The 23,097-nt window shown below is 59.7% G+C and carries 22 protein-coding genes; 16 read left to right on the top strand and 6 right to left on the bottom strand.

The genetic code is table 11. From position 1 onward, the window contains the following. Positions 1–169: 169 nt before the first annotated feature. Entirely contained in the window at positions 170–1,672 is a 1,503-nt protein-coding gene (gene mqo / locus NX84_RS08680) for a malate dehydrogenase (quinone) (RefSeq protein ID WP_039675893.1), read from the top strand. Between the two features lie 249 nt (positions 1,673–1,921). Here the strand turns inward: mqo and NX84_RS08675 are convergent, their stop codons facing one another. Together NX84_RS08675 and NX84_RS08670 are read right to left on the bottom strand one after the other, a co-directional pair. Continuing rightward, the gene (locus tag NX84_RS08675) at positions 1,922–3,310 is read right to left on the bottom strand and encodes a protein adenylyltransferase SelO family protein (RefSeq protein ID WP_039675891.1); all 1,389 of its coding nucleotides are present in this window, start codon (positions 3,308–3,310) and stop codon (positions 1,922–1,924) included. 1 nt (position 3,311) lies between these two features. After that, positions 3,312–4,130, bottom strand: a complete 819-nt coding sequence (locus NX84_RS08670; RefSeq protein ID WP_039675889.1) for a PhzF family phenazine biosynthesis protein — start codon at positions 4,128–4,130, stop codon at positions 3,312–3,314. A 51-nt stretch (positions 4,131–4,181) separates the two neighbouring features. Here NX84_RS08670 and NX84_RS08665 point away from each other — a divergent pair, with 51 nt between their 5' ends. Then, on the top strand, positions 4,182–5,495 hold the full coding sequence (locus NX84_RS08665; RefSeq protein ID WP_174519865.1) for a DUF4921 family protein: 1,314 nt from the start codon (positions 4,182–4,184) through the stop codon (positions 5,493–5,495). Between the two features lie 4 nt (positions 5,496–5,499). On the opposite strand, the gene NX84_RS08660 is transcribed toward NX84_RS08665, so the two are convergent. Both NX84_RS08660 and yaaA read right to left on the bottom strand, forming a co-directional pair. Further along, positions 5,500–6,624 carry an ATP-binding protein gene (locus NX84_RS08660; RefSeq protein ID WP_039675887.1) on the bottom strand — a complete coding sequence of 375 codons (1,125 nt, stop codon included), beginning with the start codon at positions 6,622–6,624 and terminating at the stop codon, positions 5,500–5,502. Between the two features lie 78 nt (positions 6,625–6,702). Next, a complete protein-coding gene (gene yaaA / locus NX84_RS08655) occupies positions 6,703–7,422 on the bottom strand; it encodes a peroxide stress protein YaaA (RefSeq protein ID WP_039675885.1) in 720 nt (239 codons plus the stop codon). Positions 7,423–7,454: 32 nt separating this feature from the next. Here yaaA and NX84_RS08650 point away from each other — a divergent pair, with 32 nt between their 5' ends. Next, positions 7,455–9,224, top strand: a complete 1,770-nt coding sequence (locus NX84_RS08650; RefSeq protein WP_039675883.1) for a proline--tRNA ligase — start codon at positions 7,455–7,457, stop codon at positions 9,222–9,224. Between the two features lie 26 nt (positions 9,225–9,250). Next, positions 9,251–9,634: a DoxX family protein gene (locus NX84_RS08645; RefSeq protein WP_039675881.1), complete on the top strand. Its 384-nt coding sequence runs from the start codon at positions 9,251–9,253 to the stop codon at positions 9,632–9,634. A gap of 9 nt (positions 9,635–9,643) precedes the next feature. On the opposite strand, the gene NX84_RS08640 is transcribed toward NX84_RS08645, so the two are convergent. Then, on the bottom strand, positions 9,644–10,513 hold the full coding sequence (locus NX84_RS08640; protein WP_039675879.1) for a hypothetical protein: 870 nt from the start codon (positions 10,511–10,513) through the stop codon (positions 9,644–9,646). A gap of 37 nt (positions 10,514–10,550) precedes the next feature. Here NX84_RS08640 and rimP point away from each other — a divergent pair, with 37 nt between their 5' ends. From rimP to NX84_RS08600, 9 genes are all read left to right on the top strand, one after another. Continuing rightward, on the top strand, positions 10,551–11,117 hold the full coding sequence (gene rimP / locus NX84_RS08635; protein ID WP_039675877.1) for a ribosome maturation factor RimP: 567 nt from the start codon (positions 10,551–10,553) through the stop codon (positions 11,115–11,117). 3 nt (positions 11,118–11,120) lie between these two features. After that, entirely contained in the window at positions 11,121–12,137 is a 1,017-nt protein-coding gene (gene nusA / locus NX84_RS08630) for a transcription termination factor NusA (RefSeq protein WP_039675875.1), read from the top strand. 108 nt (positions 12,138–12,245) lie between these two features. Next, positions 12,246–12,581, top strand: coding sequence for a YlxR family protein (locus NX84_RS12665; RefSeq protein ID WP_082013942.1), 336 nt, complete (start codon positions 12,246–12,248; stop codon positions 12,579–12,581). A 110-nt stretch (positions 12,582–12,691) separates the two neighbouring features. Continuing rightward, the gene (infB, locus tag NX84_RS08625; RefSeq protein ID WP_039675872.1) at positions 12,692–15,442 is read left to right on the top strand and encodes a translation initiation factor IF-2; all 2,751 of its coding nucleotides are present in this window, start codon (positions 12,692–12,694) and stop codon (positions 15,440–15,442) included. 145 nt (positions 15,443–15,587) lie between these two features. Beyond that, positions 15,588–16,031, top strand: a complete 444-nt coding sequence (gene rbfA, locus NX84_RS08620; RefSeq protein WP_039675870.1) for a 30S ribosome-binding factor RbfA — start codon at positions 15,588–15,590, stop codon at positions 16,029–16,031. Next, positions 16,032–16,994: a DHH family phosphoesterase gene (locus NX84_RS08615; RefSeq protein WP_039675868.1), complete on the top strand. Its 963-nt coding sequence runs from the start codon at positions 16,032–16,034 to the stop codon at positions 16,992–16,994. It begins immediately after the preceding gene. Continuing rightward, positions 16,995–18,293: an MATE family efflux transporter gene (locus NX84_RS08610; RefSeq protein ID WP_039675865.1), complete on the top strand. Its 1,299-nt coding sequence runs from the start codon at positions 16,995–16,997 to the stop codon at positions 18,291–18,293. Positions 18,294–18,337: 44 nt separating this feature from the next. Next, complete coding sequence (locus NX84_RS08605) at positions 18,338–19,159, top strand: metallophosphoesterase family protein (RefSeq protein ID WP_039675862.1); 822 nt, start codon at positions 18,338–18,340, stop codon at positions 19,157–19,159. Then, positions 19,152–19,826, top strand: coding sequence for a 4'-phosphopantetheinyl transferase family protein (locus NX84_RS08600; RefSeq protein ID WP_039675860.1), 675 nt, complete (start codon positions 19,152–19,154; stop codon positions 19,824–19,826). Before NX84_RS08605 ends, NX84_RS08600 begins: the two co-directional genes overlap by 8 nt. Positions 19,827–19,835: 9 nt before the next feature. Here NX84_RS08600 and truB read toward each other — a convergent pair whose 3' ends face one another. After that, complete coding sequence (truB, locus tag NX84_RS08595) at positions 19,836–20,729, bottom strand: tRNA pseudouridine(55) synthase TruB (protein ID WP_039675858.1); 894 nt, start codon at positions 20,727–20,729, stop codon at positions 19,836–19,838. 37 nt (positions 20,730–20,766) lie between these two features. Here truB and NX84_RS08590 point away from each other — a divergent pair, with 37 nt between their 5' ends. The 3 genes from NX84_RS08590 (at position 20,767) to rpsO (ending at position 23,017) form a co-directional block, all read left to right on the top strand. After that, positions 20,767–21,747, top strand: coding sequence for a bifunctional riboflavin kinase/FAD synthetase (locus NX84_RS08590; RefSeq protein ID WP_039675857.1), 981 nt, complete (start codon positions 20,767–20,769; stop codon positions 21,745–21,747). After that, positions 21,748–22,668 carry a nucleoside hydrolase gene (locus NX84_RS08585; protein ID WP_039675856.1) on the top strand — a complete coding sequence of 307 codons (921 nt, stop codon included), beginning with the start codon at positions 21,748–21,750 and terminating at the stop codon, positions 22,666–22,668. Positions 22,669–22,747: 79 nt separating this feature from the next. Beyond that, entirely contained in the window at positions 22,748–23,017 is a 270-nt protein-coding gene (gene rpsO / locus NX84_RS08580; RefSeq protein WP_039675855.1) for a 30S ribosomal protein S15, read from the top strand. Positions 23,018–23,097: the final 80 nt, after the last annotated feature.

Below are 23,097 nucleotides of genomic sequence, written 5' to 3'. Positions count from 1 at the left end.
CACAGGGGGCGTAAGGTGAAGGTAATGCTTGACGGGTCTACCATGTGTGGACCTGCGTGCCAGCTTGGTTTCTAGCATCGTCGAGCGCTTTTGCACCCCGCCCTGTGTAGTTCCTGCTCAGGGCACTTGACCACATCGAATATATCGACTCAAAGAGGTAATAAGTACAGTGTCCTCCGACAAGAAGACAGCACAAGTAGTAGACGAGGTTGAGGTTGCCCTCATCGGCGCGGGTATTATGAGCGCCACCCTCGGAGCCATGCTCCGTGAACTTGAGCCGAGCTGGACCCAGATGGTCTTTGAGCGCCTCGATGGTCCCGCGCTTGAGTCGTCCTCCCCGTGGAACAACGCTGGTACCGGTCACTCTGCACTGTGCGAGTTGAATTACACCCCAGAGAAGAACGGCCGCATTGACGTTTCCAAGGCTATGAACATTAACGAGAAGTTCCAGATTTCTCGCCAGTTCTGGTCTCACCAGCTCAACAACGGTATTCTTACGGACCCGCGTGCGTTCATCAACCAGGTTCCGCATGTGTCCTTTGCGCAGGGCTCCATTCAGGTGGATTACCTCAAGCGCCGCTTCGATGCGCTCAAGGACAACCACATGTTCCCGAACATGCAGTTTAGTGATGATGATGCCACCTTCCAGGAGAATCTGCCGCTCATGTCTGAGGGCCGTGACTTCAATGCACAGAAGGTGGCTATTTCGTGGACCGATGCTGGTACCGACGTCAACTTTGGCGCACTTGCTAAGCAGTTCTTTACCGCCGCGAAAGCCGCTGGTACTGAGATCCGCTACGGCCACGAGGTGGTTGACATCAAGCGTGATGGCTCCAAGTGGCGCGTGACGGCCAAGAACCTGCACACCGGCGACTACGAGGCTGTCCACGCCAAGTTCGTTTTCGTGGGTGCTGGCGGTTACGCTCTGGACCTGTTGCGCAAGGCAGGCGTGCGTGAGGTCTCCGGCTTCGCTGGTTTCCCTGTGTCTGGTTTGTGGCTGCGCTCCAAGAACCCGGAACTGGTGGAGCAGCACAACGCCAAGGTATACGGCAAGGCTGCTGTCGGCGCTCCGCCGATGTCCGTGCCGCACCTGGACACCCGCGTCATCGACGGCGAAAAGGGTCTGCTGTTTGGTCCATATGGTGGCTGGTCCCCGAAGTTCCTCAAGAAGGGCTCGTACCTGGACCTGTTCAAGTCCATCCGTCCTGACAACCTGACCTCCTACCTGGGTGTTGCTGCACAGGAGTTCGGTTTGACGAAGTACCTCGTGTCGGAGGTTCTCAAAGACTTCGACAAGCGCGTCGAAACCCTCAAGGAATATGTTCCGAATGCGGATCCGAACGATTGGGAGACCGTCGTTGCTGGTCAGCGCGTTCAGGTCATTAAGCCGGCCGGTGCACCGCAGTTCGGATCCCTCGAGTTCGGTACTACTCTTATCAACAACCCGGAGGGCAATATCGCCGGTCTGCTCGGCGCATCCCCGGGTGCGTCGATTACTCCGGCCGTGATGGTCGAGCTGCTCGAGCGCTGCTTCGGCGAGCGCATGATCCAGTGGGGCGACAAGATTCAGGAAATGATCCCGTCCTACGGCGTCAAGCTCTCCAAGGACAAGAAGCTCTACAACGAGATGTGGGAGTACACCCAGAAGACCCTGCAGCTTGAGCAAAACTAGGTGTTCAGCTAACTCTCAGTAACTCGCAGGAAGCGTTCAGTGCGATGGAATGCTTCCTCAAGGCACAAGCTCCATACTTATGTTGTGCGTTTGAGAGAGCGCATGCGAGAGATAGAGAGAACCCCAGCCACGCGGGGCGGTCGGCCTGAGAAACCGACCGGGAGCGTGGCAGTGAGAGATAGAGACGCACCGGCGCCCCGAGAGACTCCGTTCCCTTTCCTGCGGAGACCTCGGGGCGTTGGTGTGTTTCTACGTGCCGCAGAACGTGAGATAGCCTTCGGTACCACCAGGCTTTTCATACTCAGGTGTCGCATCATAGGGGTGGGTTGCGGCGTGATAGAAGCGGGAAAACTCGGCCCTGTCAGTGAGCGCTTTTTCCACGAATCGCGGGCGAGGAACCACGCGCGGAACGGACCCTTCGAGCGTCGCGACACCGGGGGAGCTAGCGCAGTACCGATCGACGAACCCCTCGTCCCCAAAGAGCTCGTACGCCGCTGCGTGGTAACCAGTGGCGGCAGCCACGAGGGCGCGGTGCGCAAGCGTGAGGTCGGGCCCAGCGGTGGTGAGCGCAGTGGTGTAGTCGGTGAAAAGCGCGTCCGGCAACTGTAGCCGTTGTGAGGCTTCCTCCCGGCGTGCCTGTTCATAGCGCTTGCCAAAGGAGTTGATAGCTTCCTGCGCCCACGTGAGGGAGGTGTCGGGGGAGTCGTCGAAAAGCGGCAGCAGCGACTCTGCCAGACGCGCTAGGTTCCAGCCCACCATGTCCGGCTGGCGGCCAAAACGATAGCGGCCCTGCGTATCAATGGAACTAAAACACTCGTTGAGGTCGTAGTTTTCGATGAAGGCGCAGGGGCCATAGTCGATAGTTTCACCAGAGAGCGTGGTGTTATCGGTATTCATGACACCGTGGATGAAGCCTAACTGCATCCAACCAGCCACGGTGGCTGCTTGCGCATCCATGACGCGAGTGAAGAGTTCACGATAACCCGCACCGGGGTAGTGGCGTGCAATTGTGTAATCCGCGAGCTTTTGCAGCAACCCAGGCTGCTGGGAGTGGGCAGCAAAGTGGAAGGAACCGACGCGAATGTGGCTCGATGCGACGCGCACGAGCACGCCGGCTTCCTCAACAGTCTGGCGCTGGATGGGCCGCCCAGTAGCAATAACAGCTAATGACCGCGTCGTTGGCACACCGAGCGCATGCATAGCTTCAGAGAAGAGGTACTCGCGCAACATGGAGCGCAGGGTGCCGCGGCCGTCGGAACCGTAGCGCGAGTAAGGGGTAACGCCGGTTCCCTTGGCGTGGAGGTCCCATAGGCCGGCTGGGTTCTGTGGGGCAGTGGGCCCGCTGATTTCGCCGAGAAGAAGCGCGCGACCATCACCCATGGAGGGGTTGTACTGGCCAAACTGGAACCCAGCATAAGCCATGGCATGGGCAGTGTCTGGGCCTCGCCCAAGAAGGAATTCGAGGCCCTGTTCGCTGCGCAGCCAGTCGGGGTCGAGGCCCAGCTCGACGGCGAGCTCCTCATTGAGTGCTATGAGACGTGCCGCAGGCTGTTCTTCGCCGCGGGCAGCGGCAACCATACTGGGCAGGTGGGCGGCGAAATCATGGTGGAGCTCAATGGGGAGAGTTGAGTCAGGCATTCTAGGACTCCAGTGTTCCGCGCACCCGCACGTGGGCTTCGCCGCCAACCCAGATACTCGTGCCGTCGTCCTCGATGAAGACGCGGCCATCGCGGCCCACCTGGCTACCCTGGGTCGCCGTGTACTGCGCGGGAACGGCGTCCTTCGCACGCAAGAACTGCGCTGCACCGCCGTTGAAGAAACCGGTGACGGGGTCCTCGAACTGGGCAGTGATGGCGCGGACCTCATAGGCTGGGCCCTCGGCCTTATCGGTGCTGGAGCTAAGCCCCACGACACCAACCTTGACGCCTGGGGTCGGCGTGGGGGTAAGAGCTCTCACGGCGTCAGCGGAGGCGAGTTGGACAAGGCGCCAGCCGGGGCCGTTGTCGACCCACCCGGAATCAACCACCTCGTCTGTGGAGATACCCAATGCCGACACTGCCTCGCCTAGTTCCTTTTCTGACAACGCTCCCTCCCGCACGAGAGGTGGGGTAGCGAAGGCAAAGCGGCCTTCTTCCTGGCGAACAGTCACCAGGCCCACTCCGCATTCTTGTATCAAGGTTCCACTCTTGCCGGAGAGCTCCGCCGCGACGCGTGCGCTGCCCAGCGTCGGATGACCAGCAAAAGGGAATTCCTCGTAGGGAGTGAAGATCCTGACAAGGTAATCGGCAGCCGGATCGGTGGGTGAGCACAGGAAGGTGGTTTCTGAGAAGTTGGTCCAGTGCGCGATGCGCTGCATCTCTTCGGTACTTAAGCCATCTGCATCAGCAATGACGGCCAACGGGTTGCCACTGAATGGGCCGGTGGCAAAGACATCTACTTCGAAGAATCGGTGCTGCATAGGCTCCCAGTCTAGTCGCACGGATATCTGCGGAGGTCTACGCTGGGCTGCATGAGCCAAGCACTCTTTAGCCGCGTCGAGCCAATCCAGACCATGGCGGATGGCACTGTAAAACAGGTCAACCCCTTTTCCGGAACTGAGGTGTGGACGGTGCCAGGTCGCGGTAACCGCCCGTTCACGCGCCCAGCGAAAGACCCGCAACCGTTGACCGGTGACGCTTTTTCTCACACCTGTGCCTTTTGCTCCGGCCGCATGCTGGATACCCCTCCTGAGAAGTCCCGCATTCTTCCCTCCGGGGAGATTCAACGCGGCCTTTTGCCCCATGAGCTCGATAGTTCATGTCCCGCCTTCAGACGCGTTCCGAACTTGTTTGAAATCGTCTCCTACGACTATTGGCATGACAATTATGGTTTCACCATGGATGACGACTTGGCGCGACATAAGGAACGCTATGAGGCCGATGAAGCGGGGCGTGCGCACGTGCTGAACGTGGTGCGCACAAAGCTCACGGCGGCGGGAAAGGACGCCGAGCTTGACGACGAATCCCTGCTCGCCCTCGCCGACGGCTTCTTTGGCGGCTGCCACGACGTCATTATCGGCTCGCGCCACTTCGTCGACGGCGCCACGGACGATAGCCAGCTGGCCTCCTCGGGCACGCTGAGTCCTGATGAGCACTTTTTGCTTACGACCTTTACTGCTGATTCGACCCGTGAGCTCTACCAACGTAACCGTTACGCTGCCTACGTGGCTGTCTTCCAGAACTGGCTAGCCCCGGCCGGCGCGTCCTTTGACCACTTGCACAAGCAGCTTGTGGCTATCGACGCACTAGGCATGGCCGCTAACCAGGAGAACGCGATCTTGCGCGGGCACCCAAACATGTACAACGACTGGGCAGTAGGCTACGCCGCTAAGCGCAATCTCGTTATTGCGGAAAATGAGTATGCAGTGCTCTTCGCAGGTTTTGGTCACCGTTATCCCACTCTGGAAATATTTTCCAAGTCGCCGCGCTGTGAGCCATGGGAACAAACTCCAGGAGAGGTTCGCGGCATGTCGGATCTCATCCACGCTGCCCATGCGGCAGTCGGACCAGACGTGGCCTGCAACGAAGAGTGGCACCACCGCCCACCTAGTGTGGACTTGCCACAGCCGTGGCGCGTCATGATCAAGCTGCGCGTATCCACACTCGCCGGATTTGAGGGCGGCACCAAGGTCTATATCAACACCATCGATCCTTGGGGTCTGCGTGACCGAGTCGTGGATGCGCTATTCCGCCTGCGCGAACGAGGCGAAATTGCTTCCGGCATTGCCATTGCCACGGAGTGCGAGCTTAAGCGCAACAGTTTGCGCTATAACCCGTTGGTGTAGCGCGTCAATCTACGAGCGTTTGCTCACCACCAGAGCTTAAATACTCACGCAGATAGGGCAGCCCCAGTGCGACCGTGCCGTGGCGAGGAGCATCGATAAGCCCCTGTTCTAGGAGGCGAGCCCTCACTTCGCTAGTCGACGTCGTTGAAGACTCCAATTCTTCAGCCACCGCTCGGGATAGGGCTTCCCCCGCGTTGTCTGCCACGCGTGCTAAAGCGTAAAGATAGTCCATTTGCCGAGGTGTTAGTGCGCGTACTGCGGGGTCATGAACTTGCTCGCCCATCATCGAGACTGCTTCAGGGATAATATCCTTCACCGTCGATGTGGTGATCACAGCATGGTTGGCAGTTGCTGCTGACTTCCACGCTAGATAGCCAATGAGCTGGATGAGGAAAGGGTAGCCGTGGCTGGCGTTGGAGGCGGTTACAGCTGCGTCGGCATCGAAGTGGATATGCGTAAGGGCAGAAGTGTCCGTGAATGCGGCAAGCGTGGCAGTAGAGTTTACTGGTCCTAGCCGGAAACGTCGGGCGCGGCGCAAAAATGTAGTTCCGGGCAAGTGTAAGAGTTGGTCCACGCCAGCAGTGAGACCCGCCATGACTATAGCCACGGTGAATTCGTCGCGTACGAGGTGCTGAAAGGCTACGGCGATGCGCTCGAGATCTGATGGATCAGCGTCTTGAACCTCGTCCATAGTGATGAGGATGCCGCTTTCATGAAGGTGGCCGGATAGTTCTCTGAGCTTCGATTCGAGCGTTGGCACTGGTGGAACACTCGTTTCTTCGGTGCCTATACCGCCGACGCCTGCGATACGAATTTCTTTGATACGGCGAGTTGAAGGGGAAGTAAGTTCTTGGATTTTGGAGGGAATAATGGATTCGACAAGTTCCTTGATAGCGTCGCTGCGTCCGCTCACTCTGATGATGACCCAACCCTGCTGTGCGGCGATATCCTCGAGTTCGGTAAGCAAAACAGTCTTTCCCATCCCGCGGTGGCCGCTGATGAGCATGGCGCGATTTGGGTTTCCCACGCCGCCATTGAGCCCTGCTCGAAAGTCATCGAGCACCGCGTTGCGGCCAGCCCATTTTAGGGGGCTGGCGCCGAATGTAGGACGAAACGGGTTTCCAGTCATGTGGCTAATGATACCCCAGCTGGATAAATGGATAAATGGATAAATTGCAGGGGCTGGATAAATGGATAAATGGATAAGTCAGACCACGAGGACTAGCTCACTGCCACGAAGCTCAGTGCTCATACCAGCAGCCTTAGCAACCCGTGCCGCATCGTCGATGGACTCCACCTCGCTGCCGTGGAGCGCGAGTACTTGGGCAAGTTTCCCCTTGTAGTGCTTGTTGAAGTGGGAGACCACCTTGCGTGAGCCGTCTTCTTGGACGGACTCCACCCGGACTGTAGCTGCCTCCTTGAGCTTGCCCAGCTGCTGGTAGGTGCCAGAACGCATGTCGATGACAAGTTCGTCTTCGGCAAGCGCGCGCAGCTCGTCGCTAATGGCAGTGCCCCACCGTGACTTGAGAGTCCTCCCACCCAATTTCGTGCCGCCGGAGAGCCGGTAGTGCGGGATGAGGTCATCGGCGTGCACCAGACCAAATAATGCATCGCCCACGGCGAGGTAGCGCCGCGCTTCTGGGGGAAGGGAAGGGGCATCGAGGGCGTCGTACAGCACTCCGGTAAAGCGCTCCAATGCAGGCATGGTGGGCGAGTTCTCCAACTGGCGGTTAGATTCGGCCTCCGCGCGTAATTTCTCCGAAATCTTCAGTACCTCGAGGGCTTCATCAACGTCGAGAGACTGAAGCTCTGCGGCAATCTCACGCCGGATGGGATTAAGCGCTGGGAAGGAGAGCCCATCCCAGTTGAGGGCGGCGCCGTTGCCGCCGTGGGCCTTTGTCTCAGAAGGAGGGAGGATGATCAGCATGGCTACATGCTAGCGATGTAGACTGAGCAACCATGATGACACGTCTTTCTGAGCTTTTCCTCCGTACTCTTCGTGAGGATCCGGCTGATGCCGAAGTACCCAGCCACAAGCTTCTCGTCCGTGCAGGTTACGTGCGCCGCGTCGCGCCGGGCGTGTACACGTGGCTGCCGCTTGGTCTTCGCGCCATGCGCAAGATTGAGGACGTTATCCGTGAGGAGATGAACGCCATCGGCGGTCAAGAAGTTCTCTTCCCAGCCCTGTTGCCGCGTGATCCTTATGAGGCCTCCAACCGTTGGACGGAATACGGCGATAATCTCTTCCGTCTCAAGGACCGCAAAGGTGCGGACATGCTGCTAGGCCCCACACATGAGGAGATGTTCACCACCGCAGTGAAGGACATGTACTCCTCCTACAAGGATTTCCCAGTCACGCTTTACCAAATTCAGACGAAGTACCGCGATGAGGAGCGCCCCCGTGCCGGCGTGCTTCGCGGACGAGAGTTCACCATGAAGGATTCCTATTCCTTCGACATGACGGACGAGGGGCTCGATGAGTCTTATGCCCGTCACCGCAAGGCCTACCAGAATATCTTCGACCGACTAGAGATCGACTACGCGATCTGTAAGGCCACCTCTGGTGCGATGGGTGGCTCGGCTTCTGAGGAATTTTTGGCTGTCTCCGAGGTTGGCGAAGATACTTTCGTGCGCTCTACCGAAGGCGGCTACGCCGCCAACGTGGAAGCAGTAGTAACCCAGGCGCCGGAAGAAATCCCCTTCGATGGTGTGCCGGAAGCACAGGAGCATGACACCCCGGACGCTGAGACCATTGAGTCTCTGGTGGAGTGGGCACAGGGTGCTGGCATTACTGTCGGCGACCACGAGGTCACCGCAGCGGACACCCTCAAGTGCATGATGATCAAGGTAGCCGGCCCCGCGGCCACGGAAGAAGAGAAGGAATGGGAGCTAGCTGCCGTTCTTATCCCGGGTGACCGTGGTCTCGATGAGAAGCGCCTTGAGGCTGCACTCGAGCCGGCTGAGTTCGAGCTCGCAGGGGAGGAAGACTTCAAGAAGAATTCCTTCCTGGTCAAGGGCTACGTTGGCCCGCGCGCGCTCAACGCCAACGGCGTCAAGGTTTATGCTGATCCGCGCGTGGTTTCTGGTACGTCCTGGATTACCGGCGCAGATGCCCCGAACCGCCACGTCGTCGGCTGCGTGGCTGGCCGTGACTTCACCGTGGACGAGTTCATTGAGGCCGCCGAGGTCAAGGAAGGCGACCCTGCCCCGAATGGCCAGGGCACGCTGACCCTGGAGCGCGGCATTGAGCTGGGCCACATTTTCCAGTTGGGTCGCAAGTACACCGAAGCCTTTGACGTGCAGATTCTCGATGAGAACGGCAAGCGCGCCGTTCCCACCATGGGCTCCTACGGCATCGGCGTGACCCGAATGCTCGCTGTTTTGGCAGAGCAGCGCCACGATGAGAAGGGCCTCAACTGGCCTGTGGCCGTAGCCCCGTACCAGGTACACGTGGCTGTGGCTAATAAGGACGCTGCCGCCATGGAAGCCGGTCAGAAGCTTGTGGAGGATTTGGACCGTGCGGGCATCGAGGTGCTTTTCGACGACCGCCCCAAGGTCTCCCCAGGCGTGAAGTTCAAGGACGCCGAACTACTCGGCATGCCCTTTATTGCAATCCTTGGTCGCTCCTTCGCCGACGGCATCATTGAGCTGCGCATTCGCGGTGGAGAGACCCGCGAGGTTCCGGCGGACGAGATCGTGGATACGCTCACCAAGCTCATCCGCGGCTAGCTGACAGGAAGCGTACGCTTGCGGGCATGAGTTCACACAAACCCGCACTGACGTACCCGATGGCCGGAGCACTCTCCGCCATGGGCATCATGCACTTCGCTAAGCCGGAGCCTTTCGAGTCGATCATTCCGCCGCAGTTGCCGGGGTCGGCTCGCTTCTACAACTTCACCTCTGGTGCTTGGGAGGTGGTGACCGGTGGGCTGCTGGCCAACCCCTCGACGCGCAAGCTTGGTGGCCTGTCCGCCTTTGCTTTGCTGGCAGCGGTGTGGCCTGCGAACTTCTATCAGGCGTACAAGGATCTTTCGAGTGGCAAGGCGTCCACTGGCAAGAAGATCTATCACGCGGTGCGCTTGCCGCTGCAGATTCCTGTTATGCGCTACGCCTGGTCGCTGTACGCGGACAAGAACTAGGCCACGCGCTTAGGCGGTGTGGAAGCGGTGCGATTGCGCCGCAACCGCGATAAGCCACCGCCGCCAGGCGGATGTGGCTTCAGCCTTGCTATCGCTTTCTGCAGTCGCCGCGGCCCGCGTGGCAGCATCGGTCCACTTCAGAGTGTCATTGTGGGCTATGATGTCGATGAAGTCGCGTGCTGAGTCGCCATCGTGAGGTAATGCACCATCAGGAGAATCATAGGCCGCCGCGGGCTGAGGTACGGCGCCGAGCTTTTCTAAGGCTGTCTGCAGCTCTAGGACGCGGTGCTCATGCACGGTGAGGCGTTCGTCGATAGTCTCCTCCAGGTCTGGTGCGGCGTAGGAGCGCGCGAAGTCAAGGGCATATACCTGCTGGTATTCCCACTCGAGTAGCTCCGCCGCCTGATCCTGCTCCGCGGTGGTGAGCTCAGGCGCGTCCCCCGGTTCCTTGCCGTTCCGCGCTTCGAGCGCAATGGCTTGTGCCACGACGAGTGCTCGGGACTCAGGTGCGACGTGGTCGAGCTGCTCCTCGGTGGCAGCGGAGGCGTCGCCCAGCACGGCCGAAACATCTGCAGCTTCCCGCGGCTCGACATCGTGGTCGACCTCGCAAGAGCGCGGGGCCTCGCCCTCCTCATTGCGGCCACATAGACGATCAATCTCCGCGTAGAGCTCCTCAGCCTGCTGCGCGCGCAGCGAGGCGGCATCGACATCGAGCTCCTTTAGTGCCTCAGCATCAGCGCTTGCTGCCTGCGCCAGCGAGGCCAAGGCTGGGTCAGCGTGCGGCCCAAAATAATCGACGACGGCATCGGTGGCTTGGCAGCCACTCAGCCATGGCGCGGCACAGAGGAACAAGGCAGGTACTACTACTCGGCGGTTCACGCGATAGACCCTACCCGTGTGGCCTAGTCTAGAGCGCATGGCATTCCCAACACCCGCACAACTTACTGACATCCTGCAGCCGGTCGCCGCGCGTCGTGGCCTTGACGTCGAGGACGTGAAGACCACGCGGGCAGGAAAGAAATCACAGGTCATCATCCGTGTCGACGGTGACGAGCGCCCAAGCTCGGATGTCATTGAGGAGCTGTCGCAGGACATTTCTGCCTTGTTCGATGCGAAGGAAGAGGCCGGCGAGCTCAACTTTGGTGCTGGATACACCCTTGAGGTCTCAACTCCAGGCGTGGATTTCCCACTCACTGCTGCCCGGCATTGGCGCCGAAACCGTCAGCGTCTCGTGGGCTTTGCGCTTGTCGACGCCCCCGATACCACCCACGTCGCCCGCATCGGCGCCGTATCCGACGATGAAGAATCAGTGGCGCTCATCACGACTGTGAAGAAGGAGGTGCAGTACCAGACCCAGCGATTGGAAAACATCACCCGCGCGGTGGTAGAAATTGAATTTGCTCAACCTTCAGCACAGGAGCTGGAGGCGGCTATGCAGACGTTTGACTTCGCCGAGCAGAACTCGGCAACCCGAGAGGATTAATAAGTGAATATTGACCTAGAGGCACTCCGTACAATTCAGCGCGAGCGTGGCGTCCCCGTCAAGGACCTGCTCGAAGCCATCGCGGGTGCCCTTTTGTATTCCTATCTGGATTACCGCACTGAGTCTGCCGAGACCAAGGCGGCCGGCACGAAGTCCCGCGTGGACATCGATGCTGACAGTGGCGCCGTGGCCGTCATCGTCACAGAGAGCGATCCGGAGACTGGTGAGGTCATCAGCGAATACGATGACACCCCGGAGAATTTCGGCCGCATCGGTGCCCAGGCAGTGCGTGATGCCATCCTGCGTAAACTGCGCGAGGACGAGGCTGAGCGGACCTACGACTCCTACTCTGAGCTCATCGGAACCGTCGTATCGGGCGTGGTGCAGCGCGATATCCACGCCAATAAACGAGGCGTCGTCGTGGTGCAATTGGGCACCGAGCATGATTCGCAGGACGCTATTTTGCTGCCAGCTGAACAGCTGCCGGGTGAAAAACTCGAGCACGGCGACCGCGTGAAGGCCTATGTTGTGGGTGTCAACCGTAATGGTGCCAAGGTTCAGATCACGTTGTCGCGTACGCACCCAGAACTGGTGCGTGGCCTCTTCGAGCTGGAGATCCCAGAAGTTGCTGACGGCGCCGTAGAACTTATCGCCATCGCTCGCGAGGCAGGACACCGTTCCAAGGTGTCCGTTGTGGGACACGCTAAGGGGCTCAACGCCAAAGGTGCGTGCATCGGACCGAAAGGTGCACGCGTGAGCAACATCATGCGGGAAATTGGCGGCGAGAAGATCGACATTATCGATTTCAATGAGGACCCTGCCATTTACGTCGGCAATGCCTTGGCACCGTCCAAAGTTGTCCGCGTGGAGGTCCTCGATCAAGAGGCGCAGGTGGCTAAAGTCACCGTGCCGGACTACCAGCTTTCGCTGGCCATCGGCAAGGAAGGCCAGAACGCCCGCCTCGCAGCGCGTCTGACCGGATGGAAGATCGATATTCACTCGGACGCTGCACGCGATTAAACCGCGCCGGAATTAAAGGTTTGGCCCGTTTTCGCGTAGACTAGACAACGGCCCACATGCAGGAATGCTGTGGCGTAGTAACAGTGGCGGCGCAACGTAAGGAGTTGGATGTCTCAGGGACAACGACTCCGTACTTGTATCGCCACGCGCCAGAAGCATCCCGACACGGAACTGCTCAGAGTTGTTGCCGATAGGAACGATCCTGAAGGTCGCCGTGTTGTTCCAGACCCGCGTCGCAGGCTTCCCGGAAGGGGAGCGTGGATTACGCCGAATCTGGAAGCAGTAGCGCTGGCGGAGCGAACACGTGCCTTCAGGCGCGCGCTCCGATTGTCCACTGATGTGGACACAGGTCACGTACGTGAGTACCTTGCTGCACAGCAGCAGGTGCAGTCGGCGGGTGTTAGCCCGTGCGGCCCAGAGTTAAAAAGGAAGACCGAACACTGATGAGCGCACAACCATGAAGCAGCATCAGCGATGAAAGTCCATAGCCATTAACTAGGGGTCAAGCCGTATTTCCGCGGTCTTGGCTCCTAGGACGATTAAAGAGGAGACAAGTGCCCGGAAAGCTACGTGTACACGAGCTGGCAAAGCAGCTCGGTGTAACCAGCAAGGAACTACTCGCCACGCTGAAGGAACAGGGCGAGTTCGTTAAAACCGCGTCCTCGACCATCGAACCGCCGGTGGTTAAGAAGATGCGTGCGCACTACGAAGCTAAGGAAGACCAGGGCGGGGAGAAGAAGGATAAGCCCGCCGCATCCGGCTCGAGTGCGAAGAAGCCTGCCGCGAAGAAGCCGGCAGCCAACCAATCTGCTACGTCCGCGCCGAAGCCAGGCGGTGCTCCGAAGCCGGGATCTCATGCCCCGAAGCCAGGCGGTGCTCCGAAGCCGGGTGCAGCTGCCCCGAAGCCAGGCGGAACCCCGAAGCCGGGAGCAAACGCACCCAAGCCGGGTGGTGCTCCGAAGCCGGGCGCTCAGCAGAAGAGCTCGGCTAAGAGCGGCGAACGCGCTACGCCGCGTTCTATGCCGAAGCCGGGCGGTACTCGCCGCGTAGCCAACAACCCGTTCTCCACGGGCGGCTCCAGCGATCGCCCCAGCCCGGGACCCCGTCCGGGTGGCTCTAAGGGTCAGCGTCCGGGCGCTAAGCCGGGCGATACCCGCGGTGGCAAGGGCGGCGGACGCCCGCAGGGTGAAGGAAACAAGGGTGGCGGAGGTCGCCGTCCGTCGCCGGCCATGATGCCGTCTCACCCGAACCCGGCCAGCATGCCGTCGAAGGCACCTGGTGGCGGTGGCGGCGGTCGTGGTCGTGGTGGTCGCGGTGGCCCGGGCCACGGTGGACCCGGCGGCGGCCCTGGTGGCTTCCGTGGTGGTCGCGGCGGTCGTCGCGGCGGCACTGCCGGTGCGTTCGGCCGTCCTGGTGGCGCTCCTCGTCGTGGCAAGAAGTCGAAGCGTCAGAAGCGCCATGAGTTTGAAGAGCAGCAGAAGCACGAGGTAGGCGGCGTACGCCTGCCTGACGGTGGCGGCAAGGTTGTACGCCTGCGTCGCGGTGCTTCCCTGGCGGACTTCGCTGAGAAGATCGGTGCCGATCCGGCGGCATTGGTACAGGCACTGTTCAACCTTGGAGAAATGGTGACCGCAACGGCCTCCGTGTCCGAGGACACCTTGCAGCTGCTTGGCTCTGAGATCAACTACGAGGTTCAGGTCGTCTCCCCAGAGGACGAGGACCGTGAGTTGCTCGAGTCCTTCGACCTCCAGTTTGGTGAGGACGAGGGCGGCGAAGAGGCTTTGGAGAAGCGTCCGCCGGTCGTGACCGTTATGGGTCACGTTGACCACGGTAAGACCCGCCTGCTCGATACCATCCGTAAGACCAACGAAGGTGCGGATGAGGCTGGCGGCATTACCCAGGGCATTGGTGCTTACCAGACCACCGTCGACCTTGAGGATGGCGAGCGCACCATTACCTTCCTGGATACCCCTGGTCACGAGGCCTTCACGGCTATGCGTGCCCGCGGTGCCAAGTCCACCGACTTGGCCATCCTGGTGGTTGCTGCTGATGACGGCGTGATGCCGCAGACCATTGAGGCAATCAACCACGCCAAGGCCGCAGATATCCCGGTTGTGGTGGCAGTGAACAAGATTGATAAGCCAGAGGCATCCCCGGACAAGATTCGTGGTCAGCTCACCGAGTACGGCCTCGTACCGGAAGAGTACGGTGGCGACACCATGTTCGTGGACATCTCTGCCAAGAACAACATCAACATTGATGAGTTGTTGGAAGCTGTCATCCTGACTGCTGATGCTGCGCTGGAGCTTACCGCGAACCCAGACATGGACGCCCAGGGTGCTGCTATCGAGGCACACCTCGACCGCGGCCGTGGCCCAGTGGCTACTGTCATCATTCAGCGCGGTACGCTGCGCATCGGTGACTCCATCGTCGTCGGTGACTCGCACGGCCGTGTACGCCGCATGCTTGATGAGTTTGGTCACGACGTCGAAGAGGCCGGCCCGTCCCGTCCGGTTCAGGTTCAGGGCCTTAACGGCGTGCCGGGAGCTGGTGACAACCTGCTTGTCGTTGAAGACGACCGCGTGGCACGACAGATCGCAGCACAGCGCGACGCCCGTAAGCGTTCTGCACTCCAGGCAAAGGCGCGCAAGCGTGTGTCCCTCGAGGATCTGGATGCAGTGCTCAAGGAAACGTCGACGCTCAACCTTATTCTCAAGGGCGACAACGCCGGTTCGGTCGAAGCCCTCGAGGATGCGCTTCTGGAGATCGACGTCGACGACGAGGTACAGCTCAACATCATCGACCGTGGTGTTGGTGCCGTCACTCAGACCAACGTTTCCTTGGCAGCCGCTTCCGACGCCGTCATTATTGCCTTCAACGTCCGCGCTGAGGGTAAGGCCACCGAGGAAGCAAACGCCGAGGGCGTTGATGTGCGCTACTACACGGTGATTTACCGCGCTATCGAAGAGGTCGAGGCTGCTCTCAAGGGCATGCTTAAGCCCATCTACGAGGAGCGCGATACCGGTTCCGCAGAGATCCGCGCACTGTTCAAGTCCTCCGCTGTCGGCACCATCGCTGGTTGCATGGTTACCGAGGGCAAGGTCAAGCGCAACGGCAAGGTTCGCCTCGTGCGTGACGGCAACGTCGTCACCAGCGATGCGAAGATTGAGTCGCTACGTCACGAAAAGGATGATGCCAACGAGATCAATGCCGGCTACGAGTGCGGTATGGTCCTGTCCTACCCGGACATCCAGGTAGGCGATATCATCCAGGCCTACGAAGAGGTCGAGGTCCCACGCGACTAATCGCGTGCAACAAGCTCGTCTGTGATTGAAGCCCAGCCAGTATTTCTGGCTGGGCTTCGTCGTTCTTTCGGTGCGGTTTCGGCAGGCCGTGTCGGATCGGTATCCTAGACTAGTTATCACGAACAGAACTCAAAGGAGCATCACCATGGTTGATCACGCACGTGCTGCCCGCATGGCCAAGCGCATCCAGGCCATCGTGGCCAGTGCTATCGAACGCCAGATTAAAGATCGCCGCCTTGAATTGGTGACTATCACCGACGCCCGCGTTACCGGTGACCTGCATGATGCCACCGTGTTCTACACCGTCCGCGGTAAGGATATTGACGCGGAGCCTGACTTCGACCAAGCTGCTGAAGCCCTCAACCGAGCCAAGGGCCAGCTTCGCAAGATTGTGGGCGACCAGCTCTCAGTACGGTTTACTCCGACACTGTCCTTCGAGCTTGATACCGTTCCGGAGGCTTCGGCGCACATGGAGGACCTCCTTGCTCGCGCCCGCGCACGAGACGAGGAGCTGGCGAAGTTGAAGGAGAATGCGAAGCCGGCCGGTGATGCTAACCCGTACAAGACCTCGGACAGGGAAGAGGACTAAGTGTCACGGACCAACTACGAAGCTGCAGTAGATGCGCTGGTCCAAGCCAGCAGCGTCTGCATCATTACACATCTGCGGCCCGATGCTGATGCAGTAGGTTCGGCAGCGGCGCTGACTCTGGCCCTGCGCCAACGCGGGAAGCAAACCCGCACGGTCATTGGTCAGCGTCGTGATATTTCCGCCAACCTGTTTTCTATTCCGACCGTGGATGAGATCGAGTTGGTAGATGAGCTTCCTACGGGCTATGACCTGTACGTCACCCTGGACTGTGGCTCGTTGGACCGTACAGGCTCGGTAGCGGACAGCATCGCAGAGTTGGCCGCAGCCGGCCGTGTTCTGTGTATCGACCACCACTCCTCGAACGAGGGCTTCGGCTCGATTAACGTGGTGGATCCGGTGTGCGAGTCCACGACGGTCGTTTTGCTCGATATCCTCGATAGAATCTCCGTCCAGATTGATCGGGTCATTGCGCACTGCCTGTATGCGGGGCTTGTGACCGATACCGGAAACTTCCGCTGGGGGCGCCCCGCCATGCATGACATTGCTGCGCGCCTTATGCTCTACGGGCTTGATACCAAGAACATCGCGCTTGAGCTCATGGACTCCAATACTGCCGACGACCTCCAGATGATCGGCCGTGTGCTTTCTGGGCTTACCATCAAGGAAGCAGGCGAGCACCGCCTCGCCGTGCTTTTCGTGCCCTACGAGGAAGTCATCTCCCACGCAGATTCTGCCATTGAATCCTTCGTGGATTACGTCCGTGCCTTGAAAGGCACCGATATCGGCGTCGTCTTTAAGGAACAGGCCCCCCAGGTGTGGGCGGTGTCCCTGCGATCGTCCGCCGTTAACTGTGCCGATGTGGCCCTCACGTTCGGCGGTGGAGGGCACGTCCCGGCAGCCGGCTACACCGCGCACGGAACTCCTGAGGAGGTCACTGCGCAGCTGGTAGGTGCACTGACCTAAATGGAGCCAGAGCAACCAGTCAAGGTAACCGCCGGCGAGGTTTTTCGCCTCGCCATTCCCGCACTCGGTGTTCTCGCGGCTATGCCGCTGTACCTTCTGCTTGATACTGCGGTCGTGGGACGCCTTGGTGCCTCCCAATTGGCGTCGTTAGGCGCGGCGGCCACTCTGCATTCGGTAGTCACTACCCAGCTCACCTTCCTTTCTTATGGCACGACCGCGCGGTCGTCACGCCTGTTCGGCGCAGGCAAACGCGAAGAGGCCGTGGCCGAAGGCGTACAGGCCACGTGGGTCGCAGTGGGCGCCGGAATGATTTTGGCGACCATCATGTGGCTCTTCGCGGGTGTCTTTGCAACCTGGCTGACTGGTAATCCGGAAACTGCACAAGGAACAGCCCAGTGGTTGCGCATTGCGGCTTTCGCTATTCCTCTCACGCTCGTTGAGATGGCGGGCAATGGTTGGATGCGAGGCGTGCAAGATACTCGCAAGCCTCTGTACTTCACCCTCGCTGGCATGATCCCGGGTGCCATCGCGGTACCCATTTTCGTTCATTTGTGGGGGTTGCCGGGCTCTGCCGCTGCCACGGTGATGGGAATGGGCATCATTGCTGCCTTCTTCCTGTGGGAACTGCGCCGTGAGCACACAGGCTCATGGGAGGTGAAGTGGCACGTCGTGCGCCGCCAATTGGTCCTTGGCCGCGACCTCATTGTGCGCTCAATGAGCTTCCAAGTGGCTTTTCTTTCCGCAGCGGCGGTGGCTTCCCGAATTGGCACTGCGCAACTTGCCGCACATCAGATCATGATGCAGATGTGGAACTTCCTCGCCCTCGTGCTGGACTCTCTTGCCATTGCGGCCCAAGCGCTAACTGGCGCTGCCTTGGGTGCCGGTTCCGCGCGCTATGCCCGCACGGTGGGCACGAAGGTGACGGTGTACTCCACGACTTTCTCCCTTGCTCTTGCCACGATCCTGGCATTGGGTTCCGGTGTTATCCCGCGTATTTTCACCACCAGTCCAGAAGTTCTTGACGTTATTTCTGGCCCTTGGTGGGTCATGACCTTCCTTGTCGTGATCGGCGGAGTGGTCTTCGCTCTCGATGGTGTGCTCTTGGGCGCGGGGGATGCCGCCTTCCTTCGCACGCTGACACTGGCGTCTGTACTCTTGGGCTTCCTACCTGGAGTGTGGTTGGCCTATGCCCTCAATGCCGGTTTGGCTGGGGTCTGGGGCGGTATTGCAGCATTTATCCTTATCCGCATGGTGGGCGTGATGTGGCGCTTCTACTCGATGCGGTGGGCACGGGTCTAACCCTGTGGTAAAAGTAGAGGGAATATTTATGTGAAGGAGGCGCCATGACCACCCTATGGGCCGTCTCCGATCTCCATGCCGCTGTACGCGTTAACGGCGACCGCATCGATGAACTGGTTCCTCCTGATCCCCGTGACTGGTTAATCGTGGCGGGCGACGTTGCCGAGCGAATCGACTTGGTTCTCAGCACCCTCGCTCGCCTGAAGAACCGCTATGCCACCGTTATTTGGGCTCCCGGTAACCATGAGCTGTTTTCCCGGGGACAAGACCTTTATAAGGGCCGAGATAAATACGACCGCCTCGTTGAAGGGTGCCGTGAAATTGGTGTCATCACACCAGAGGATCCTTTCCCAATTTTTGGCGGGGTCACCGTAGTTCCACTGTTTACTCTCTACGATTACAGCTTCCGTCCACCCGGAACCACGGTGGAACACGCACTGGCTAGCGCCAAGCAAAAACAGATTGTTATGACAGACGAATTCGCCATCGCACCTTTTGTGGATGTCCGCGCATGGTGCTGGGACCGCTTGGCCTATTCCATTAAGCGACTCTCACGCGTGGAGGGAGAAACCGTTCTGGTTAATCATTGGCCTTTGGTTCAGGAACCAACGCTGTACATGCGCTGGCCAGAGGTGGCCTTGTGGTGCGGTACCCGCCACACGAGGGCGTGGCCGCGGCGCTACAATGCCAAAGCTGTTATTTACGGCCACCTCCATATGCCGAACCGCACCAACATTGACGGTGTTGATCACATTGAGGTGTCGTTAGGGTATCCACGTGAATGGCAAGCGCACGGAGGGCTACAGCCCTGGCCGTATCCAGTATTAGCGATTGATGAAAAGACGGGGAGGGCAGACCATGCTTGAGCCTTTCCTGTTCCCAGAAGCCGCCCGCTACTGCTACGTGCGTACCGATGACTCGTTTACGGACCTGCTCAACTACAACCACCTCTCCCCAGAGGAGCGCTCGGTGGTTTCCCAAGCCGTTGATATCCGCAAGGCCGAATTCGGTGATGCCCGCTGGTGCGCACACCGAGCCCTTGAGGAATTGAACTACACCCGTGGCGAACCCATTCTCCGCGGGGAGCGTGGCATGCCGTTATGGCCCGAAGGATTTACAGGTTCGATGACGCATACAGAGGGCCTACGCGCTGCGGTAGCTGCACCTACGACCCATGTGCGCTCGATGGGCCTCGATGCCGAACCTGCTGAGCCGCTGCCGGAACATGTTTTGACCATGATTGCCCGGGCAGGGGAGATGCCGCAGTTAACCCGGCTGCAGGAGGCTGGCGTCACGTGCCCTGACCGGCTGTTGTTCTGCGCCAAAGAGGCCACGTATAAGACGTGGTTCCCCATGACGCGGCGCTGGCTCGACTTCGACCAAGCCGAAATCGATCTGCGCCTTGATGGCACGCTCATCTCCTATATCCTGGCACGACCCACCCCAGTGCCGTTTATCACTGGTCGCTGGATTATCCGGGAAGGCTATGTCATCGTGGCCACCTCGGTGCCCGCGCTCAACTTCGATAAGTAGCGGGGTAGCTTAAAGCGTCGAAGGACGTGCGACAAACACCGTGGCCAAGCGCTTGCCCTTTTCCTTTACCAGCGCGATGGAACGGCCTTCTGGATCGACGGCGGCAAAGGTTCCTTTCAACCCACGCGGCTGAAGCCACTTACCCATAGCAAGGGCGCGAGCTTCGTCCTCAGTGACGTCGAGGACTGGGTAGCTGCGAGCCAGCGCTTCATCGAGAGACAAGGACAATACGGGGTTTTCTTCAAGGGTGGGGAGGGGGAGGGCGTCGTCAAGCGTAAAAGGTCCGACCTCCGTGCGGCGCAGCGCGGTAAGGTGACCGCCCACACCGAGGGCCTCACCGAGGTCGCGGGCGAGGGAACGAATGTAGGTTCCCGAGGAACACGACACAGACACGTCGAGGTCAACGAAGTCCCCCTCGCGGCGCAGTTCCGTGACATCGAAGCGGCTGACAGTCACTGGGCGAGCGGGGATCTCCACATCCTCGCCGGCACGTACTCTCTCATGCGCGCGTTTGCCATCAATCTTGATGGCAGAGACGGCGGCGGGGCGCTGCATGATGTCACCAGTGAGATTGCTGATCTCCTGGATAATGCTTTCCTCGCTCAGGTTCCCTGCTGATTCACCCCAGGTGCGGTCTCCTTCCGCATCGTCGGTGTGGGTGGCCATGCCCAGGCGGATCGTCGCGTCATACGCCTTCGTCGAGGCCACCAGGTGGGCCAGGAATTTGGTACCGCGCTCCAACCCCACCACCAGAACGCCGGTGGCCATGGGGTCGAGCGTGCCCGCATGACCAACTTTGCGTGTGTGGAAATAGCGGCGGAGTTTTCCCACCACATCGTGGGAGGTCATACCTGCAGGCTTATCGACGACCACGAGGCCGGAACGTGCGAGCGGATCAGTCATGCCCTGTAGTCTAAGCCACAGGCAGTTGTGGGATAGCATGGTGCTCGTGGATATTTGGTACGGAATCGATAACATCCCCGCGGACCTCGGGCCGACCACGGTGACCATCGGCGTCTTCGACGGCGTGCACCGCGGCCACCAGCAGCTCATTACTAGGGCCGTCGACCATGCGCGTGCCAATGACTACCGTGCAGTAATGGTGACCTTCGATCCGCACCCGGTGTCGGTTTTCCTCCCAGAACGTGCACCGCTGGCCGTGGTTACTTTTGAGCGCCGGATGCAGTTGGCTGAAGAGATGGGCATCGACGCTGTGCTCGTTATCGACTTCACCCAGGAGTTGCGCGGCGTTGAGCCCCGTCAGTACGTGGAAGACTTGCTCGTTGGCGACCTGCATTCGAAGCATATTGTGGTGGGGGAGAACTTCACTTTTGGTGCCGGGGCTGCGGGGACGGCGAGTGCTCTGGCAGAGTTTGGCGCTGAGTTCGGATTCGATGTCGATATCGTGCCGCTGCTGAATGACGACGGCGAGCGCATCTGCTCTACGAATATTCGTGCCGCACTTGATCGTGGCGATATTTCCCGCGCGAATTGGGCATTGGGGCGCCACTTCTCGGTGACCGGTCCTGTCGTCCGCGGCGCCGGGCGTGGTGGCAAGGAGCTGGGCTTTCCGACGGCCAACCAGTACTTCCCGGAGTCCGTTGCCATTCCAGCCGATGGTGTCTACGCGGGTTGGTTTGTCATTGAGCCCACCGATGCACCCGTTGAAGGCGATATGGAGCCAGGCGTGCCCTACCCGGCAGCTATTTCTGTGGGCACGAATCCTACCTTTGGAGATGAAGAGCGCTCTGTCGAGTCCTTCGTCCTCGACCGTGATGCTGACCTATACGGGCACGAGGCCACCGTCCACTTCGTGGATCATGTACGTGACATGGAAAAGTTCAACTCTGTTGATGAGCTGCTCACCGCCATGAAGCGCGACGTCGCACGTGTGCGTGAGATTCTTGCCCAGGAGTCCTAAATGAAGATCATCCTTGACCTCGACACCGGCATTGATGACGCCTTGGCCTTGGCGTATGCCCTAGCGCACCCCGACCTCGACCTCATCGGTATTACCGGAACCTATGGCAATGTGCCTGTAGAGCTTGGCGTGCGCAACGCACTTGCCCTCTTGGAGCTGCTCGGTGCTGACGACGTCCCCGTCTACACCGGACCAACGCGGGAGGGATTCACCGTAGCGCCGATTTCCGCCTTTATCCACGGACATAATGGCCTCGGTGAGATCCTGCTGCCCCCGCCGCGGCGTACCGCACAGGGCGACGCTGTGGATTTCCTCATCCAATCCGTCCGGGAACATGGGGAAGAGCTGGTGATTGTGCCCACGGGGCCGTCGACAAGCATTGCGGCTGCTATGCAGCAGGACCCGGATTTCGCGCGCAACGCTCGCATTGTCATGATGGGCGGAGCGCTTACCGTGCCGGGCAATGTCACTCCCTTCGCGGAGGCCAACGTCTTCCAAGATCCGCAGGCCACAGATTATGTGTTCCGTCATGCACAGGACCTCACCATGGTGGGGCTCGACGTCACGCTGCGCACGCTTCTCACTACAGAACACACCGCGCAGTGGCGCACTACCCATGTAGGGCGGGTATATGCCGACATCGTGGACTATTACATCGGTGCCTATGCCACGACATCGCCGCACTTAGGTGGCTGTGGGCTCCACGACCCCCTTGCCGTAGCTGTCGCCGCTGATCCGTCAATCGTTGAATGCATCGATCTCAACCTTCGGTGCGAGGAGAATGGGCGCACTATCGGCGACCCCGAACGCCTATCTGCTCCTGCGACGACACGTGTCGCGGTTGGCGTGGATGCTCCGCGCTTCGTTGATGATTTGATGTCGAAGCTCACCAGCCTCTATACTTCTACTTCGGCTTGCTGACTGCGGTCCACAGTAGTCACTAGCAGCGCTTGATTGCGCATTATTTCATGTGGACTGAAATACAATAGGAGATTTTTCCATGGCTTTGACCACCGAGAAGAAGGCAGAAATCCTCAAGGAGTTCGGCCTGCACGAGACCGATACCGGTTCCACCGAGGCACAGGTTGCCCTGCTGACCTCCCGCATCAACAACCTGACCGAGCACCTCAAGGGCCACAAGCACGACCACCACTCCCGTCGTGGCCTGCTGCTCATGGTGGGTCGTCGTCGCGGCCTCCTGAAGTACCTGGAGTCCAACGACGTTGATCGTTACCGTGACCTGATTTCTCGTCTGGGTCTGCGTCGCTAAGCACGCACCAGTTCAACCCCCGCACTCCCTGCGGGGGTTTTCTTATGCCATCTGGTAAAATCCTTGGGCGTTGTCAGAAA

Origin of the sequence: Corynebacterium minutissimum, from assembly GCF_000805675.1 — a bacterium.
Classification (GTDB): Bacteria; Actinomycetota; Actinomycetes; order Mycobacteriales; family Mycobacteriaceae; genus Corynebacterium; species Corynebacterium minutissimum.
The sequence above is the reverse complement of the archived record's forward strand: the minus strand, read 5'-3'. Positions and strand labels throughout refer to the sequence as shown.

Coding starts and splice junctions, on each gene's coding strand:
- NX84_RS08675 (WP_039675891.1), bottom strand. CDS start 3,310: ATGCCTGACTCAACTCTCCCCATTGAGCTCCACCATGATTTCGCCGCC.
- NX84_RS08665 (WP_174519865.1), top strand. CDS start 4,182: ATGAGCCAAGCACTCTTTAGCCGCGTCGAGCCAATCCAGACCATGGCG.
- rpsO (WP_039675855.1), top strand. CDS start 22,748: ATGGCTTTGACCACCGAGAAGAAGGCAGAAATCCTCAAGGAGTTCGGC.
- NX84_RS08650 (WP_039675883.1), top strand. CDS start 7,455: ATGATGACACGTCTTTCTGAGCTTTTCCTCCGTACTCTTCGTGAGGAT.
- NX84_RS08585 (WP_039675856.1), top strand. CDS start 21,748: ATGAAGATCATCCTTGACCTCGACACCGGCATTGATGACGCCTTGGCC.
- yaaA (WP_039675885.1), bottom strand. CDS start 7,422: ATGCTGATCATCCTCCCTCCTTCTGAGACAAAGGCCCACGGCGGCAAC.
- rbfA (WP_039675870.1), top strand. CDS start 15,588: ATGGTTGATCACGCACGTGCTGCCCGCATGGCCAAGCGCATCCAGGCC.
- NX84_RS08590 (WP_039675857.1), top strand. CDS start 20,767: ATGGTGCTCGTGGATATTTGGTACGGAATCGATAACATCCCCGCGGAC.
- NX84_RS08610 (WP_039675865.1), top strand. CDS start 16,995: ATGGAGCCAGAGCAACCAGTCAAGGTAACCGCCGGCGAGGTTTTTCGC.
- NX84_RS08605 (WP_039675862.1), top strand. CDS start 18,338: ATGACCACCCTATGGGCCGTCTCCGATCTCCATGCCGCTGTACGCGTT.
- rimP (WP_039675877.1), top strand. CDS start 10,551: ATGGCATTCCCAACACCCGCACAACTTACTGACATCCTGCAGCCGGTC.
- NX84_RS08660 (WP_039675887.1), bottom strand. CDS start 6,624: ATGACTGGAAACCCGTTTCGTCCTACATTCGGCGCCAGCCCCCTAAAA.
- NX84_RS08645 (WP_039675881.1), top strand. CDS start 9,251: ATGAGTTCACACAAACCCGCACTGACGTACCCGATGGCCGGAGCACTC.
- NX84_RS08670 (WP_039675889.1), bottom strand. CDS start 4,130: ATGCAGCACCGATTCTTCGAAGTAGATGTCTTTGCCACCGGCCCATTC.
- NX84_RS12665 (WP_082013942.1), top strand. CDS start 12,246: ATGTCTCAGGGACAACGACTCCGTACTTGTATCGCCACGCGCCAGAAG.
- truB (WP_039675858.1), bottom strand. CDS start 20,729: ATGACTGATCCGCTCGCACGTTCCGGCCTCGTGGTCGTCGATAAGCCT.
- NX84_RS08600 (WP_039675860.1), top strand. CDS start 19,152: ATGCTTGAGCCTTTCCTGTTCCCAGAAGCCGCCCGCTACTGCTACGTG.